The 15,543-nt window shown below is 60.4% G+C and carries 13 protein-coding genes and 1 tRNA gene; 10 read left to right on the forward strand and 4 right to left on the reverse strand.

The genetic code is table 11. The features are described 5' to 3' along the window. Positions 1–23: 23 nt before the first annotated feature. Genes JMN37_RS08790 through JMN37_RS08805 form a run of 4 tightly spaced genes read left to right on the forward strand, consistent with a single transcriptional unit; the run spans position 24 to position 3,177 of the window. Positions 24–1,193: a molybdopterin molybdotransferase MoeA gene (locus tag JMN37_RS08790; protein ID WP_252931784.1), complete on the forward strand. Its 1,170-nt coding sequence runs from the start codon at positions 24–26 to the stop codon at positions 1,191–1,193. Positions 1,194–1,204: 11 nt separating this feature from the next. Next, positions 1,205–1,687, forward strand: coding sequence for a MogA/MoaB family molybdenum cofactor biosynthesis protein (locus JMN37_RS08795; protein WP_370296032.1), 483 nt, complete (start codon positions 1,205–1,207; stop codon positions 1,685–1,687). Next, complete coding sequence (locus JMN37_RS08800; protein WP_252931786.1) at positions 1,677–2,168, forward strand: molybdenum cofactor biosynthesis protein MoaE; 492 nt, start codon at positions 1,677–1,679, stop codon at positions 2,166–2,168. The genes JMN37_RS08795 and JMN37_RS08800 overlap by 11 nt, the downstream gene beginning before the upstream one ends. Further along, positions 2,155–3,177: a ThiF family adenylyltransferase gene (locus JMN37_RS08805; protein ID WP_252931788.1), complete on the forward strand. Its 1,023-nt coding sequence runs from the start codon at positions 2,155–2,157 to the stop codon at positions 3,175–3,177. The genes JMN37_RS08800 and JMN37_RS08805 overlap by 14 nt, the downstream gene beginning before the upstream one ends. Here the strand turns inward: JMN37_RS08805 and thrB are convergent. The 4 genes from thrB to argS all read right to left on the reverse strand — a co-directional run bounded on the left by thrB (position 3,174) and on the right by argS (position 8,577). Then, positions 3,174–4,103: a homoserine kinase gene (thrB, locus tag JMN37_RS08810; RefSeq protein WP_252931789.1), complete on the reverse strand. Its 930-nt coding sequence runs from the start codon at positions 4,101–4,103 to the stop codon at positions 3,174–3,176. The two genes, JMN37_RS08805 and thrB, sit on opposite strands and share 4 nt — an antisense overlap. Positions 4,104–4,133: 30 nt before the next feature. After that, on the reverse strand, positions 4,134–5,486 hold the full coding sequence (locus JMN37_RS08815) for a homoserine dehydrogenase (protein ID WP_252931807.1): 1,353 nt from the start codon (positions 5,484–5,486) through the stop codon (positions 4,134–4,136). Between the two features lie 97 nt (positions 5,487–5,583). Then, the gene (lysA, locus tag JMN37_RS08820; protein ID WP_252931791.1) at positions 5,584–6,915 is read right to left on the reverse strand and encodes a diaminopimelate decarboxylase; all 1,332 of its coding nucleotides are present in this window, start codon (positions 6,913–6,915) and stop codon (positions 5,584–5,586) included. Positions 6,916–6,924: 9 nt separating this feature from the next. Continuing rightward, positions 6,925–8,577 carry an arginine--tRNA ligase gene (gene argS, locus JMN37_RS08825; protein WP_252931793.1) on the reverse strand — a complete coding sequence of 551 codons (1,653 nt, stop codon included), beginning with the start codon at positions 8,575–8,577 and terminating at the stop codon, positions 6,925–6,927. 234 nt (positions 8,578–8,811) lie between these two features. Between argS and JMN37_RS08830 the strand changes: the two genes are divergently transcribed. The 6 genes from JMN37_RS08830 (at position 8,812) to JMN37_RS08855 (ending at position 15,312) form a co-directional block, all read left to right on the forward strand. After that, entirely contained in the window at positions 8,812–10,488 is a 1,677-nt protein-coding gene (locus JMN37_RS08830) for an L-lactate permease (RefSeq protein ID WP_252931794.1), read from the forward strand. Positions 10,489–10,536: 48 nt separating this feature from the next. Next, on the forward strand, positions 10,537–11,322 hold the full coding sequence (locus JMN37_RS08835) for a (Fe-S)-binding protein (protein ID WP_252931796.1): 786 nt from the start codon (positions 10,537–10,539) through the stop codon (positions 11,320–11,322). Beyond that, entirely contained in the window at positions 11,319–12,848 is a 1,530-nt protein-coding gene (locus JMN37_RS08840; RefSeq protein ID WP_252931797.1) for a lactate utilization protein B, read from the forward strand. The genes JMN37_RS08835 and JMN37_RS08840 overlap by 4 nt, the downstream gene beginning before the upstream one ends. A gap of 2 nt (positions 12,849–12,850) precedes the next feature. Then, positions 12,851–13,495, forward strand: a complete 645-nt coding sequence (locus JMN37_RS08845) for a LutC/YkgG family protein (RefSeq protein WP_252931800.1) — start codon at positions 12,851–12,853, stop codon at positions 13,493–13,495. Between the two features lie 80 nt (positions 13,496–13,575). Next, on the forward strand, positions 13,576–15,153 hold the full coding sequence (locus JMN37_RS08850; protein ID WP_330166369.1) for an alpha/beta fold hydrolase: 1,578 nt from the start codon (positions 13,576–13,578) through the stop codon (positions 15,151–15,153). A gap of 85 nt (positions 15,154–15,238) precedes the next feature. After that, positions 15,239–15,312: transfer RNA gene (locus tag JMN37_RS08855), tRNA-Arg, on the forward strand. The last annotated feature ends 231 nt before the right edge of the window (positions 15,313–15,543 follow it).

Here is a 15,543-nt window from a genome sequence, read left to right on the forward strand (position 1 = left end):
GCGTGGCGCGTAGAGTAAGCGGCATGACACGAAGTACTGAGGAACACCTTCGCGAGGTACAGCGAACGATTGGGCATCGTCCGTCGGAGCGCATCAACATCGTTGAGGCTGGCAAACAGCAGCACGTGCTCGGCGCGGACGTTGTTGCTGTCCGCGAGCAGCCGTCCTTTGATAATTCGCAGATGGACGGCTACGCCCTGCCCAAAACTGAGGCGCATACGGCGCTGATCGGGCCCACGATCGCCGCCGGCGCAGATCCCGACGAGCTGTATCCGAAGGGACTTCAAGATGTCGTGGCGCCGATCATGACCGGCGCTAAGCTGCCACGTGGCACAGCAGCGGTTGTCCCAGTGGAGCGCTGTACCCCGCCGACGTTTGGTGCCACAGGCGAGATGGTGCGAGTACCCGCAACCGAGCGTGGTCAGTTCATGCGTCTGGCAGGCAGCGATGTGCAGCCCGGGGCTTGTATTGCGCGCCGGGGCGACATCGTGACGCCTGCGCTCGTTGGCGCTGCGATCGGCCAGGGAATCGATACCGTTGAGGTAGAACGCACTGCCCGTATCCTGGTAATAACTGGTGGCGCAGAGGTGACCCCACATGCCCAGGGGGCAGGCCCCGCAACGATCCCAGATTCAAACGGGCCGATGCTTGAGGTGCTCGCGGCTCGCCACGGCATCGACGTGGCAGCACGTCTATTGACCAATGATGACCCGAAACGGCTCGAGCAGGAGGTTGCAGCGGCGATCGAGGCGCACCAGCCCGATGCGATTGTGACTTCGGGTGGGATTAGCCACGGCAAGTTTGAGGTCATCCGGCAGGTGTTTACCGATGGCTGGTACGGCCACGTGGCTCAACAGCCCGGCGGGCCGCAGGGGATTTCGACGTTCCAAGGTGTCCCGGTGCTGAGTCTGCCAGGCAACCCGATTTCCACCATCGTTTCTTTCGTCCTGTATGTCGCACCGGTGTTGGGCCGCTCGGAGCCGCCGCTGCGGATAGCCGTCGACACGGAGGTTACTGGTATCCCCGACAAGGATCAGTACCTGCGCGGAGAGATACGCAATGGCCGTGCTCATCCGTTCCGCGGAACGGGTTCGCACCTACTGACGCAGGGGGCCACCGCAACATGCCTGATCCGTGTTCCCGCGTCAGCAACCATACCTGCAGGAACACCGGTCACTGTGTATCCGATGTAGGTTGAGTGACTATGGATATGAATCATCGCAGTGCGCGGGTCATCGTGGCTTCTACGCGTGCAGCCGCCGGTGTCTACGAGGACAAGTCCGGGCCGATCGCCGTCTCGTTCCTACGAGAGGCAGGCTTTGATACCCCCGACGCGACCGTCGTCGCCGACGCAGATCTTGCAGACGCAGTGCACGAGGCACTCGCAGCGTCCCCATCGGTGTTGCTGACCTCAGGAGGCACCGGTATTACGCCGGATGATCAAACGGTTGATATCGTGGAACCTCTGTTAGATCGGCAGCTGCCGGGCATCGTGCACGCATTCTGGACGTACGGCCAGCAACAGGTCGCAACCGCAGTGTTATCGCGGGCTGTTGCCGGCGTGGCGGGACGCACGTTCGTCATGACGCTTCCGGGTTCACGCGGCGGGGTGAAAGACGGGTGCGCCGTACTCGCCCCCCTGCTGGGTCACATCACCGCACTCATAGAAGGATCACATGAGCACTAATTCGCAACCAACACCGACTCCGGACCCTCAGTTCGTGGCGGAGCAGGTCAACACAGTTATCGACGCCCTCATCACTGAGACCCCCCTCGAGCGCTTCGCGGCGGACGCTTCCACTGACACGATGACGCGCTCTATGGGTGCACTCGTCCGCTTCGAAGGCGTTGTACGCGATCACGACGGCGGCCAGGCCGTGCGCTCGCTGACGTACGAATCCCACCCCAGCGCCCAAGATGAGCTTCGCGCCATTGTGGAAGACATCGCGCAGCACCATCCGGTGAGGATCTGGGCTGCGCACCGGGTAGGCCCCGTCCCGATCGGTGAGATGGCGTTTCTGGTGCTCGTCGCCGGGGCTCACCGTTCCGAGGCGTTCGCTGCCTGCGAGGAGGTCACCGATAGGGTGAAGGCTGAGGTCCCAATCTGGAAAGAGCAGTCCATGACGGATGGCGCAACACAGTGGGTGGGGATCGATGACGCTCGATGAGCGCTACCTGCGTCAAACAACACTCATTGGTGATAAGAAGCAGCAGAAGCTTTTCGACGCCCACGTCGTCGTCCTCGGCGCAGGTGGCCTAGGCTCGCCCACCTTGTTGTACCTAGCCGGGGCGGGCGTTGGCACGATCACCATCATCGACGATGACCGAGTGGACCTGTCCAACCTGCACCGCCAGGTCATCCACACCACCGACGCCATCGGCACCGCAAAAACGGATTCGGCGAAAGTGCAAATGCAGGCGCTCAACCCAACGGTCACCGTGCGCACCGTAACGGAACGCCTTACGTGGGACAACGCTCTAGAGATCCTCAGCGGGGCCAACGTCATCGTCGACGGAACCGACAACTTCCAGACGCGCCACATCGCATCGCACGCCGCCGCCCGCCTGGGTGTGCCGCACGTGTGGGCTTCCATCCTGGGATTCGAAGCACAGCTCACAGTATTTTGGGCAGGTCACGGACCCGTCTACGAAGACATCTTCCCCGCCCCGCCAGCGCCCGGAAGCGTGCCGTCGTGCTCCCAGGCAGGAGTGGTTGGCCCGCTCGTAGGCGTCGTAGGGTCAGCGATGGCGATGGAGACCATCAAGCTCATCACTGGGCTCGGCTCGCCGCTGATTGGACAGCTCGGCTACTACGACTCTCTTTCAGGTATGTGGGAGTACGTGCCACTGGTCGCCGACCCCGAAGTCACCGAACGAGTTTGCACGAGCGCGCCCCCACAGGGGCCCGCGGAGGTCACCACCATTCCTGAAGGCGCCACGATTCTCGACGTCCGCGAACCCGAAGAGTTCGCAGACTTCCACCTCGACGGCGCTATCAACGTGCCCCTCGGCACCATTATCGATGGCTACACCCCACCCGAGGCCACACCAGGGACCATCGTGGTCTGCGCCCGTGGTGCACGTTCGGAGCAAGCTGTCGCAGCGCTCGATGCGCGTGGCGTGACCGGCACGGCGAGCCTGCGCGGGGGCGTCGAACAGTTCCGTCCCCGCGGTTAAACGCGGGTCAGCTCACCACGCACCGGGCCCGCAACCTCGAGTTCGATTACGCGTAGTCCGGCCTCGCGGGCGTCGTCAAGCAACGCTTCATCGACGTCGGTCGTGGTCAGGACCAACGCTGTCGGGCCTGCACCAGAGACGAACGCTGCGTACCCGCGGTTGCGCAAGCGGTTGACCCACTCAGCGGTCACCGGCAGCACGTCAGCACGGTACGGCTGGTGAAGGCGGTCGCGCGTGCCTTCCCACAGCAGTTCGGGGTGAGACTGGATTGCCACAGTCATCACCGCAGTACGCGACACATTGAAGCGCGCATCCGTGTGCGTGACGTGGCTCGGCAGCACCTGGCGTACCGCATTCGTCGAGGCGTGGAAATTCGGCACCAACGCTACCGCACGAATCGACGGATCAACCGGAACCGCGACGGCGCGGTACACCGGGTGCGATACCCCATCCACGGGGATCTCAGTCCAGGATACGACTGCCCCTCCAAGCACCGAAGCAGCAGCGTTGTCGGGGTGTCCCTCGAACGCCGATGAAAGCTGAACAACTTCATCGGTGGACAGCGGGTTGCCCGCAAGCGTGTTGGCAGCAACAACCCCCGCCACTGCGGCAGACGCCGACGAACCAAGCCCGCGCGATTGCGGGATATTGTTCGTGCACACCACGCGAAGGCCCGGCACAGAAACGTCAGCAGCCTTCAGGCCTGAACGAATCGCCTTGACCACCAAGTGAGAACCATCGCGCGGCAAATCATCAGCACCCTCGCCGAAAATCTCCACCTCAAGACCGGATTCGATGACCTCAACCTCGACGGTGTCGTAGATAGAGAGAGCGAGGCCCAACGTGTCGAAGCCCGGGCCGAGGTTCGCCGACGACCCTGGAACCGTCACAGTCGCCTTCAGTCCTACTTCAATGTCTGTCGCCATGATGTGCTCCTTGTCTGTAGGTCGTGTGTCTTAGGCATCCAGGCGGATTACGGAGTTGACTTGCTGCACGTCCGGGTGCCGGGACAGACGATCCACGATGTCCCGCAGATCCTTTTCCAGGGCCTTGTGCGTCACCACGATCAGGTGTGCCTCGTCACCGGACTCCTCCTGGCGCACGGCAGACAGCGACACGTTGGCCTCTGCGAACTTGCGGGTGAGCTCCGCGAGCACGCCGACGCGATCGTTGACTGTCATGTTCACGTGGTAGCGTGTCGCCACCTCATCAAAACCGACCACTGGGTAGTTTGCGTACGGGTTTTCGGCTGGTGCTCGACCACCGTGAACCTTGTTGCGGGCCGCACCGACCAGGTCGCCCAGCACTGCGGAAGCAGTCGGTGCGCCACCGGCGCCGTTGCCGTAGAACATCAGGCGACCAGCGGCCTCAGCCTCAACGAAAATAGCGTTGTACGATTTATCAACGCTGGCCAGCGGGTGATCGTTCGGGATCAGTGTCGGGTGCACACGAGCGTTGACAGCCTTGGTCTTACCATCCTCATCGTAGAGGCGCTCGCAGATAGCCAGCAGTTTGATCGTCTGGTTCGACTGCTTCGCCGCGTCGATGTCCTCAGCGGTAATCTTCGTGATGCCCTCACACGACACATCATCGAAGGTCACACGAGTGTGGAAACCCATCGACGCGAGGATCGCGGCCTTCGACGCAGCATCGTGACCCTCAACATCGGCGGTCGGGTCAGCTTCGGCGTAGCCCAAGCGGGTCGCCTCGGCCAGTGCCTCCTCGTAGGTCGCTCCAGTCGACGCCATCGCGTCAAGGATAAAGTTCGTCGTACCGTTGACAATGCCGGAGATGCGCTGGACCTGGTCACCGGCAAGCGAGCGACGCAGCATACCAACTACGGGGATCGCTGCCGCGACCGCGGCCTCGTAGTACAGGTCGACGCCTGCTTCGTTCGCGGCGTCGGCAAGCTCGGACCCGTGTGCAGCAACCAGTGCCTTATTCGCAGTGACAACTGACTTGCCAGCCTTCAACGCAGTCAGCACCAGCTCACGCGGGTAATCGATACCGCCGATGACCTCCACGACAACGTCAACGTCGTCGCGCGTAATCAGGGAGCGCGCGTCATCAGTCAGTTCGATGCCCTGCACCTCAGGTGCGTTCTTGTGCTTCTCCACGTTGGAGACCGCAACGCCACGCACTTCGAGGGGACCACCAATACGCTGCTCAAGATTTTCAGAAAACTCCTGAATGAGGCGCAGCACCTCGCTGCCCACGGTGCCTTTACCCAAAATGGCCACGCCAACCGGCTGGCCAATCCCAAGACCAGGGTAGTTACCGTTACGACTCTCTACGGATTCGACCGACATCTCTAGACTCTCTCCTACTTCGATACTGGCTTCGATACGGGTGTTCACCTACGGCGCAGTGTACCGCTTTGTCTGTTTTGCACAGAATACAGTCTTATTAATATTCACGCGAGAGAATGTCTTCAACAGTTTCTCGACGCACCATCGGCTTGACTTTTCCAGCACGGACGGCGACCACTGCCGGACGTCCAAACGAGTTGTAGTTCGAACTCATTGGGTAGCAATACGCCCCAGTCGCCGGCAACGCAATAAGGTCCCCACTGACGATGTCGTTCGGCCACTGCGCGTCCTCAATGAGGATGTCACCGGACTCGCAGTGCGACCCCACGAGGCGCGTTTCCACCGGCTGCCCTTCCGCAAACCTGTTGACCAACCTTCCCTCGTAGACGGCGTCGTACAGCGCGGGACGGATGTTGTCGCTCATGCCGCCATCGACGGAGATGTAACGACGCGTCTTGGTGAACGAAATCTCTACATCCTTCACCACACCCGCGCGGTACAACGTAATTGCAGACGGGCCAGCAATCGCGCGCCCAGGCTCGACGACTGCTGTCGGCGACGCAATCCCGAGTTCTTTGGCAACGTCGTCAACCGCCGCCAACAGATCTTGCGCCACAGCAGCAACATCGAGTGGAGCCTCTTCCTCCAGCTGCGCGATGCCGTACCCGCCACCAAGGTCCAGGAACTCAAGCGCAACGCCGCGCTCATTCCAGATTTGTGCGTACAGCGCCAACACGCGCTCCGCGGCGAGCTTGAACCCTTCCGCATCAAAAACCTGGGAGCCGACGTGGCAGTGCAGACCAGTAAGGTGGAGGTGCTCCGCGTCGATCGCGGCGCACGCCGCCTGGTAGGCGGAACCGGACGCCAACGAAATGCCGAACTTCTGGTCCTCGTGGCTCGTCGCGATGAACTCATGCGTGTGGGCATCCACGCCGGGTTTCACGCGGATGAAAACCTCTTGGGTCGTGCCCAATTCGCCTGCAATGTCATTGAGCTCTCGTAGCTCCTGGTGCGAATCGAGGACAACGTGCGCAACCCCGGACTCAATGCACAGTTGTAGGAAGCTGCGCGACTTGTTGTTGCCGTGCACCGTGATCCGCTCCGGAGGGAACTCGGCAGCAAGGGCGATGCGAAGCTCGTTTTCACTCGCAACGTCGAGCGCCAGGCCCTCCTCGTCAACCCACCGGGCAATGTGCGTGGTCAAGAACGCCTTGGACGCGTAATGGACGTGCGCAGGGTCACCGAAGGCCCGCGCCATATCGCGGCATCGCGAGCGGAAGTCGTCCTCGTCGACCACCATGACAGGCGTGCCAAACTCTTCCGCGATCTCCGGAAGCGGCACCCCCGCGATCGTCACCACTCCGTCTTCTTCTCGCTTGGCATTACGCGGCCATACGTGTGCGGGAAGTGCGTCGAACGCTGCGCTCATGGTTTCCTCCTACATCCGTTCCGGCGCGCTCACGCCGATCATGCCGAGTGCATTCGCCAGCACCTGGCGGGCTGCCATCGCCAGTGCAAAACGCGCGGTGTGCAGCGGTGCAATCTCCTCGCCAGGCTTCGGAAGGATCTGGCAGGCGTCGTAAAACTTGTGGAACGAGCTCGCAAGTTCTTCTGCATAGCGCGCGATTCGGTGCGGCTCACGCAGTTGCGCAGCGGTGCTCACAACCTCGGGGAACTCACCCAGGGTGCGAATAAGGTCGCCTTCTTTTCCGTGCTCAAGAAGTGCAACGTCAGCACCATCGACAGTCACACCCGCTTCCTTCGCCTTGCGCGCGATGGAGCACAGGCGTGCGTGGCCATACTGCACGTAGTACACCGGGTTGTCTGAGGACTGCTTGGTCCACAGACCAAGATCAATATCCAGCGTGGAGTCCACCGAAGAGCGCACGAGCGAGTAGCGAGCACCGTCGACGCCAATAGCGTCCACGAGGTCGTTGAGGGTGATGATCGTCCCGGCGCGCTTCGACATCTTGACTGGCTGACCGTCGCGAACCAGGTTCACCATCTGCCCAATGAGAACTTCGACGGCCTCAGGGTCGTAGCCGAGGGCCTGCGCCGCGGCGCGAAGACGCGCGATGTAGCCGTGGTGGTCTGCACCGAGCATGTAGATGGCCAGCGTGTGGCCGCGGTCAAACTTGTCGGCCACGTAGGCGATGTCGCCGGCGATGTAGGCGGCGTCGCCATCGGACTTGAGGACTACGCGGTCCTTGTCGTCGCCGAACTGGGAGGAACGCAGCCACCAGGCGCCCTCGTTTTCGTACAGGTTCCCGTTGTCTTTCAGCGTTGCAATCGCCTTATCGACGGCCCTGCTCTCAAACAGCGAGTTTTCGTGGAAGAATACGTCGAAGTCAACACCGAACTCGTGCAGGGACTCCTTGATCTGGGCAAACATCATTTCTACGCCAGCTGCACGGAAGGTCTCTTGGACTTCTTCTGGGCTGCCTTCGAGTGCGTTCGGCTGCTGCGCCACGATGTCGTTGGCGATGTCGTTGATGTAGGAACCGCCGTAACCGTCCTCCGGGGTCGGCTCGCCCTTTGCCGCTGCAACGAGGGAGCGCGCAAATCGGTCGATCTGGCCACCGTGGTCGTTGAAGTAGTACTCCCGCGTGACCTCGGCGCCGCTCGCCTCAAGCACGCGGCCGAGCGAGTCGCCCACAGCTGCCCAACGAGTGCCGCCGAGGTGAATCGGACCAGTTGGGTTTGCGGAGACGAACTCGAGGTTGATGCGCTGGCCGTCAAGAAGCGTGGAGTTTCCGAAGGTGTCTCCGGCTGCGAGAATGTCTGCCACCAGCTGCCCCTGTGCGCCCGTGGCGAGGCGCAGGTTCAAAAAGCCGGGGCCGGCGACGTCTGCGTCTGCGATCGCGGGGTTTTCCAGCAGGGCGTCGGCAAGCCACTGCGCGAGCTCGCGCGGGTTCGTACCGGCCTTTTTCGCCACCTGCAGTGCAATGTTCGTGGCATAATCGCCGTGCTCTGGGTTGCGCGGGCGTTCGACGGTCACCACGTCGGGCACGACGGAAGCGTCCAGATTGTGGTCGGAAAGCACCTTGACGGTTGCTTCATGAATTGTTGTAGCGAGATCAGCTGGAGTCATGGGCAAACAGTCTAATTCACACTCCGGACATTCTTTCTATTCCCCCACGATTGCCCGACTGCCCTCGGTCGGCTACCCCCGCCAGCTTCCGAAACAATGCGACTAGCTCGCGCTTCCACCGCACTCAACCATTTGTGTGACCTAGCGTACTTTCAGTTTTTTAAATTGCCGAAATCACTCAAGTACGTTGGGAAGGTATTTTTGTGCAGCCCTCTGACCCCAAGGAGTGTCTCAGTGGACAAGTTTCAAATCGTTACCGATGCTGTCGGGGGAAGCCTCGGACTTTCGGCATTGGTCTCCACGCTCCCCCTCATCACCTTTTTCTTCATGCTGCTCGCAGTCAAGGCCCGCGCGCACACTTCCGGCGCGGTAGCCCTAATCGCCGCTATTGCAGTCGCCATTTTCGGCTTCAACATGCCGACGGAGATGGCGCTCGCCACCGCCCTGCGTGGCGGGTTGTTCGGGCTTTTCCCAATCGTGTGGGTCATCTTGACGGCGATTTGGTTCTACCAAATTACGGTCGCATCCCGGCGCTTTGAGGATCTCCGCCTGGTGTTCGACAAGATGGGCAGCGGTGACGTCCGCATCCAGGCGATGCTCATCGCGTTCTGCTTCGGTGGCCTACTCGAAGCGCTCGCGGGGTTCGGAGCACCGGTTGCAATTACTGCAACGATGATTCTTGCGCTTGGCATCCCGCCGCTCAAAGCAGCGACAGTTGTACTGATCGCGAACACAGCTCCGGTAGCGTTCGGCGCCGTCGCAATCCCCATCACCACAGCGGGCGAGGTCGGTGGCCGTACTCTTGAACAGACGCAGAACATCGCGGCGGTTGTTGGGCACCAGACTCCGCTACTCGCATTCTTTGTCCCATTTATCATCGCAGCAATTATCGACGGCTGGCGAGGCGTCAAAGAGACCGCGCCCATTTCAGTGACGATCGGGCTGAGCTTTGGTATTGCCCAGTGGTGGACGTCGAACCACTTCGCGTACCAGCTCACGGATGTTGTTGCTTGCATCGTCGCGCTCGGTGCAGCGTTCGTAGCACTTCACTTCTGGAAACCAAAGACCACAGCTGCGCTGCGCGACCGCCTCGGCCTGCCCGAATACGAGGACACCACCGACCTGCCTGGCACCCGTGTGTGGATGGCACTGATGCCGTACGCAGTCGTCGTCATCGTCTTCGGTATTGCAAACTTGGGCACAACCGTCCCGCAGTGGCTCAGCTCCTTCAAGATCAGCCTGACATGGCCCGTCATTGAGCGTGGTCTGCTCCTCAACCAGCTCGGCGAGCCGATCAACACTGACTACACCTTCGCCTACATCAATAACCCAGGCACGCTCCTTGTTATTTCCGGCCTCATCGTCGCTATCACGTACATGATCTTTGACGGGAACGGTCTCTACCAGCTCAACTGGGCTCAGGTCGGACGAGAGTTCGTCGATACCTGCTGGCGCATGCGCTGGTCCGCAACCACAATCATGCTGGTACTCGCATTGGCGTACGTGATGAACTACTCGGGGCAAACGGTCTCTATCGGTGAGTTCTTTGCAAACATGGGTGGCGTCTTTGCCTTCGCAGCACCAATGCTTGGCTGGATCGGCGTCGCTGTTACTGGCTCCGATACTTCCGCGAACGCGCTCTTCGCCAACCTGCAAGTGACTGCGGCGAATAAGTTGGGGCTGAACCCAGACCTGATGCTGGCGGCGAATACGACCGGTGGTGTCGTCGGCAAGATGATTTCGCCGCAGTCGCTCGCTATTGCCGCAACAGCTGTGAATATGGAAGGCAAAGAGTCCGAACTCTTTAAGAAGGTCGCTGGCTTCTCCGTGGCGTTTTTGGTGGCCGTGTGCCTGATTGTGTTCCTGCAAACCAACATACTGAGTTTTCTAGCGCCAACTGTTGTACCGTAGACGTATTACCATTATCTGTATCGTTCACGACCAACAAAGGAGTCCACATTGCGAGTAGCACTGTTTTCTACTTGTATCGGTGACGCCCTGTTCCCTGACGCTCACAAGGCTTCAGCGCTTGTTCTCTCTCGTCTGGGCTACGAAGTAGTCTTCCCTGAGGGCCAAACCTGCTGTGGCCAGATGCACGTCAACACGGGCTACCAGGAACAAGCTGTGCCGATCATTCAGACATACGCCGATGCGTTTGCCGACCCTTCCATCGACTATGTTGTGGCCCCCTCCGGCTCGTGCGCAGGCGCAGTTCGCGAACAGCACGTGCGCCTCGCCGAACGATACGGCAACAAAGCACTTGTCGACGGCGCTACACAGGCAGCGAATAAAACCTACGAGCTCACCGAGTTCATCGTGGACGTCGCTGGCGTGACCAACCTCGGCGCGTTCTTCCCACACAGGGTGACCTACCACGAGTCTTGCCACTCTCGCCGTTTCCTGAAGGTCGGCGACCGCCCATACAAGCTGCTTGAAGCCGTCGAAGGCATCGAGCTTGTGGACCTGCCGAACGTGGAAGAGTGCTGTGGATTCGGCGGTACTTTCTCAGTAAAGTTGCCGGAAGTGTCCGCTGCGATGGTCTCCGACAAAGTGCGCCACATTAAGGACTCGAAGGCAGAGTTTGTCACCGCCGGCGACTCGTCATGCTTGATGAACATCGCTGGCGCGATGAGCCGCCAGCACAACGGCATCCGCGCCCTGCACATTGCAGAGATCCTCGCATCCACGAAGGAACATCCGTGGACGCCTACGACCGCTGCGTACTCGAAGGAGAAAATGCTGTGAAAGTTGCACTCGGCAAACCAACGATGCCCCCAGTGGCGCACGGCCCGAGCCACCTGCGTGGCTCGGAGCGCTTCGGACAGGCTGCGCACCATGAGCTCGATAACGTTACAAAGCGTCGCAACCTCAACTACGCGACTACGGCTATTCGCGTAAAGCGTCAAAACGTTGTCGACGAGCTCGACGATTGGCAGGAACTGCGCACTGCTGGCTCAACTATCAAGCAAGATGTCGCGGCCCGCATGCCTGAGCTGCTCGAGGAGTTCGAGCGCAACGTCACTGCACGTGGCGGTCACGTTCACTGGGCACGCGACGCCCAGGAAGCTAACGAAATCATCGCTTCGCTCATTGAGGAGACAGGCGAGACCGAAGTCGTCAAGATTAAGTCGATGGCGACGCAGGAAATCGCGCTCAATGAGGAGCTGGAAAAGCGCGGCATCCATGCACAGGAAACCGACCTTGCGGAGCTCATCGTGCAGCTCGGCGAGGACTTCCCGTCACACATCCTGGTGCCAGCGATCCACCGCAACCGCGAAGAGATCCGAAACATCTTCGTGGACAAGATGCCAAACACCGACGACTCGCTGACGAACAATCCGGCAGAGTTGGCCGAAGCCTCTCGCATCTTCCTCCGCGAGCAGTTCATGAAGGCCAAGGTGGCCATCTCTGGTGTCAACTTCGGTATCGCTGAGACCGGCACGGTCTCCATCGTCGAATCCGAGGGCAACGGCCGCATGTGCCTGACGCTGCCGGAGACACTGATCTCCGTCATGGGTATCGAGAAGCTGCTGCCGAAGTTCGAGGACTTGGGTGCGTTCTTGCAGCTACTTCCGCGCTCCTCCACCGGCGAGCGTATGAACCCGTACACCTCACTGTGGTCAGGCGTGACGGAGGGCGACGGCCCACAGAATTTCCACATCGTGCTCCTGGACAACGGTCGTACCCACGCGATGTCGAACGAGATTGGCCGCGAAGCACTGAAGTGCATCCGCTGCTCTGCTTGCTTGAATGTGTGCCCGGTCTACGAGCGCGCTGGTGGTCACTCCTACGGCTCGACCTACCCTGGCCCAATCGGTGCGATCATCACACCGCAGTTGACCGGCATGGAGTCTGCCGAGGACCCGAACTCGTCGCTTCCATTCGCCTCGTCGCTGTGCGGTCGCTGTAATGAAGTCTGCCCAGTAAAGATCCCAATCACGGACATCCTGCTTGAGCTGCGTCACCAGAAGGTAAAAGAGCACAAACCGTTCCTGGAATCCACGGCCTTCGGCGCTATTTCCCTGCTGTGGGGCAAGCCTGCACTGTGGAACGCTGCGATGCATGTTGTTTCACTAGGTCGCGTGCTCGGCGGTTTCAAGGGCGAGATTTCCTCGATGCCAGGCTTCGTTGCTGGCTGGACTGACTACCGCGACGTGGCAGTGCCACCGAAGAAGTCGTTCCGCCAGTGGTGGAACACGGACGAAGCAAAGGACCTCCTCGCAGAGGCCCGCCGCGAAGGGATCCCAGCGAATGTCAGGAAGGATGGCTAACAATGTCAAGCACCCGAAATGAGAGCGCGAAGCGCGAGATTCTTGACCGCATCCGCACTGCACAAAAGCTTTCGCATACCCCTGAGCACGTGGAGCCAGTACGCGAGTACCGCACGACCAGCGATCACACCCCTGAGCAACTGCGTGAGATTCTCATCGACCGCCTGCTGGACTACAAGGCGACGGTTGTAGAGACAACCGAGGAGACCCTTGCCGCAGACATCGCCGACATTCTTGCAAAGCGCGAGGCAACCGACATTGTCTACGCCCCAGGTCTTGACGCCGCGCTGTTCGAGAAGTTCGACGGAAGTGCCCGCCCTGACGATCCGTCAAGCGATCCGCGGGAACTCGGCCCCATCGGTGCCGCGGTGACCGACTCGCACGTCACGTCAGCTCAGACCGGCTCGATCGTGCTCGAAGCTGGCGAGCTGTGCGGTCGCCGTGCGCTGTCGCTCGTCCCCGACCGCCACGTGGTGATCGTCCGCCCAGAGTCGGTGGTCTACGGCGTGCCAGAGATGATCACTCGCATCGATCCGGAGAAACCCGCTACCATGATTTCTGGTGGTTCCGCGACCTCCGATATCGAACTCGTTCGCGTCGAAGGCGTACATGGACCCCGCGACCTGATCGTGATGGTTGTGAAGTAACAGCACACCGTCGACTTTGCCCTACCGGTCAGCGCATCGGTAGGGTTTTGTCATTTTCGCCCATGAACGGAAGGAATGCAGTGCGCATCTCAGATTCAGTAATTGCAGCGCTCAGTTTGCTTGGCATGGCCGTCGCAACGCCTGCCGCTGCGCAGCCAGCACCGGCTGTGCAATGGACCAAGTGCCCGAAAGAAGTGAAAGATCCTACAGCGCAGTGTGGGCAAGTCGACGTCCCAATGCGCTACAACCAGCCGAATGGCGCGAAGATCCAGGTCGGGTTCGTACGCGTGCCTGCGAAAACCCAAGCTCGTCGTGGCGCACTGTTTACCAACCCCGGTGGCCCAGGTGGCGACGCCTACGCCTACGCTGCCGGCAATATCCTCGAGTTTCCGAAAGAGCTCAACAACGAGTGGGACATCATCGGTGTGCAACCCCGTGGTCTACCTGGTTCCACGGCACTCGAGTGCGCAATTCCCGATGTGAACGATCCTGGCCAAATAGCCAAACTCACCGCTGACAGCCTGTTCAACGCGGGAGGTTTCAACCGCTCGGCTTGCCAGGGTGACAAGCCCGGCTACCCCGAAACCATCACCACGGAGAACACCGCACGCGACTGGGAAGAAGTTCGACGCGCCCTGGGCTACCAGCAGGTTTCTATCCTCGGCGTCTCCTACGGCACCTATCTTGGCTCCGTGTACGCAACACTGTTTCCACAGCACACCGACAAAGTAGTGCTTGACTCCGCCATGGACCCCACCCGCTCCTGGAACGGCATCGCCGCCGACCAACAGGCAGCATACGAGAAAGCGCTCAACGAATACTTCGCGTGGGTAGCACTCAACGACACGAAATATCACATGGGGAATACACCGTTGAAAGCGTACCAGTACTGGTCACGCAAGGTGAGCGCACAAGCCGGCACCAATCCGACTGTCACGCCCCCTCCGGCCCGGGTCGGTGACCTCCCCGCGGGCCTCGAGTTCACTGGACAGGCTGGCGCGGACGCCATGACGGCAGTCGGGAAAACCCGCGTCGAAGGTGAAGGCGTCATCAGTCGCATGCTGAATCCAGGTGCTATACAAGCCAAGTCCCCGCTACTGCAGGAGACCCGCGCCATGCTCCCGACCCCAAAGATGTGGGACTACCTGGCAAGGTCCACAAACGGCACCCTCACCGCCGAAGAATCGAAGCAGCCTTCTAAAGAGGAGGTTCAGCAAGCGGTGGATCAGATGATGGCGGTTGAGCAGCTACAGGCTGCTCAGTGGTGCAATGAGAACGTCGTACCCGGCGACCCGACGCTACTCCCCTCGTTTGCTTGGTCACAGATCACAGGAGACCCGTTCACGGTATTCAACGCATCACGAGGCTCGGGGTGGTACTGCAACGGCGCCGGCACAGTCACCGGAATGGCGCCACTGAACGGGGCTGCGTTAAAGACACGCCCATTGCAGCTATCCGCCACCCGCGATCCACAAACGCCGTACCCAGGCCACGGACAACTCGCCCGCAGGATGGGGACCCAGGTAGTCACGATTCACGGCCCAGGCCATGCGCACTTCGGCACCGGCAATAAAGTTGTCGACGCCACCGTGATCAACTACCTGCGCACCGGCAAGGCCGATCGCACGGATGCACCGGGCTACTGGGAGGCCCAGTAGCTGCTACTTTCCGCAGTCTTAGGCCAGTTATGTGCCAGGCATATCTGGTGCTAAGATTGCGTCATTGCTTGCTCACAAGCAATGCGTCTCCGTAGCTCAGCGGATGAGAGCATCGGTTTCCGGTACCGAAGGTCGCAGGTTCGAATCCTGTCGGGGACACAATTTTCCGTGAGGGTTTTGCATATCTCACCACCCACGATTTGCAAAACTCTCTACGCACCAAAATGGCACTCCAAAAGGGGTGCCATTTTGGTTATTAACCCAAAACGCGCCATTCCAAAATGGGGGGTTAAGCGACAAAATGTGTGCTTTTCTCGGCGTGTCGACTTAAGTGACAAAATGTGTGCTTTTTGGGGGCCGGGATGGGTGGGTTGTGGGGTGTTGTGCTGG

Origin of the sequence: Corynebacterium lipophilum (assembly GCF_024102595.1) — a bacterium.
Classification (GTDB): Bacteria; Actinomycetota; Actinomycetes; order Mycobacteriales; family Mycobacteriaceae; genus Corynebacterium; species Corynebacterium pseudogenitalium.

What these genes read in the sequence shown, in the direction of transcription:
- JMN37_RS08790 (WP_252931784.1), top strand. Translation starts at nt 24, where the DNA reads ATGACACGAAGTACTGAGGAACACCTTCGCGAGGTACAGCGAACGATT.
- JMN37_RS08795 (WP_370296032.1), top strand. Translation starts at nt 1,205, where the DNA reads ATGGATATGAATCATCGCAGTGCGCGGGTCATCGTGGCTTCTACGCGT.
- JMN37_RS08800 (WP_252931786.1), top strand. Translation starts at nt 1,677, where the DNA reads ATGAGCACTAATTCGCAACCAACACCGACTCCGGACCCTCAGTTCGTG.
- JMN37_RS08805 (WP_252931788.1), top strand. Translation starts at nt 2,155, where the DNA reads ATGACGCTCGATGAGCGCTACCTGCGTCAAACAACACTCATTGGTGAT.
- thrB (WP_252931789.1), bottom strand. Translation starts at nt 4,103, where the DNA reads ATGGCGACAGACATTGAAGTAGGACTGAAGGCGACTGTGACGGTTCCA.
- JMN37_RS08815 (WP_252931807.1), bottom strand. Translation starts at nt 5,486, where the DNA reads ATGTCGGTCGAATCCGTAGAGAGTCGTAACGGTAACTACCCTGGTCTT.
- lysA (WP_252931791.1), bottom strand. Translation starts at nt 6,915, where the DNA reads ATGAGCGCAGCGTTCGACGCACTTCCCGCACACGTATGGCCGCGTAAT.
- argS (WP_252931793.1), bottom strand. Translation starts at nt 8,577, where the DNA reads ATGACTCCAGCTGATCTCGCTACAACAATTCATGAAGCAACCGTCAAG.
- JMN37_RS08845 (WP_252931800.1), top strand. Translation starts at nt 12,851, where the DNA reads ATGTCAAGCACCCGAAATGAGAGCGCGAAGCGCGAGATTCTTGACCGC.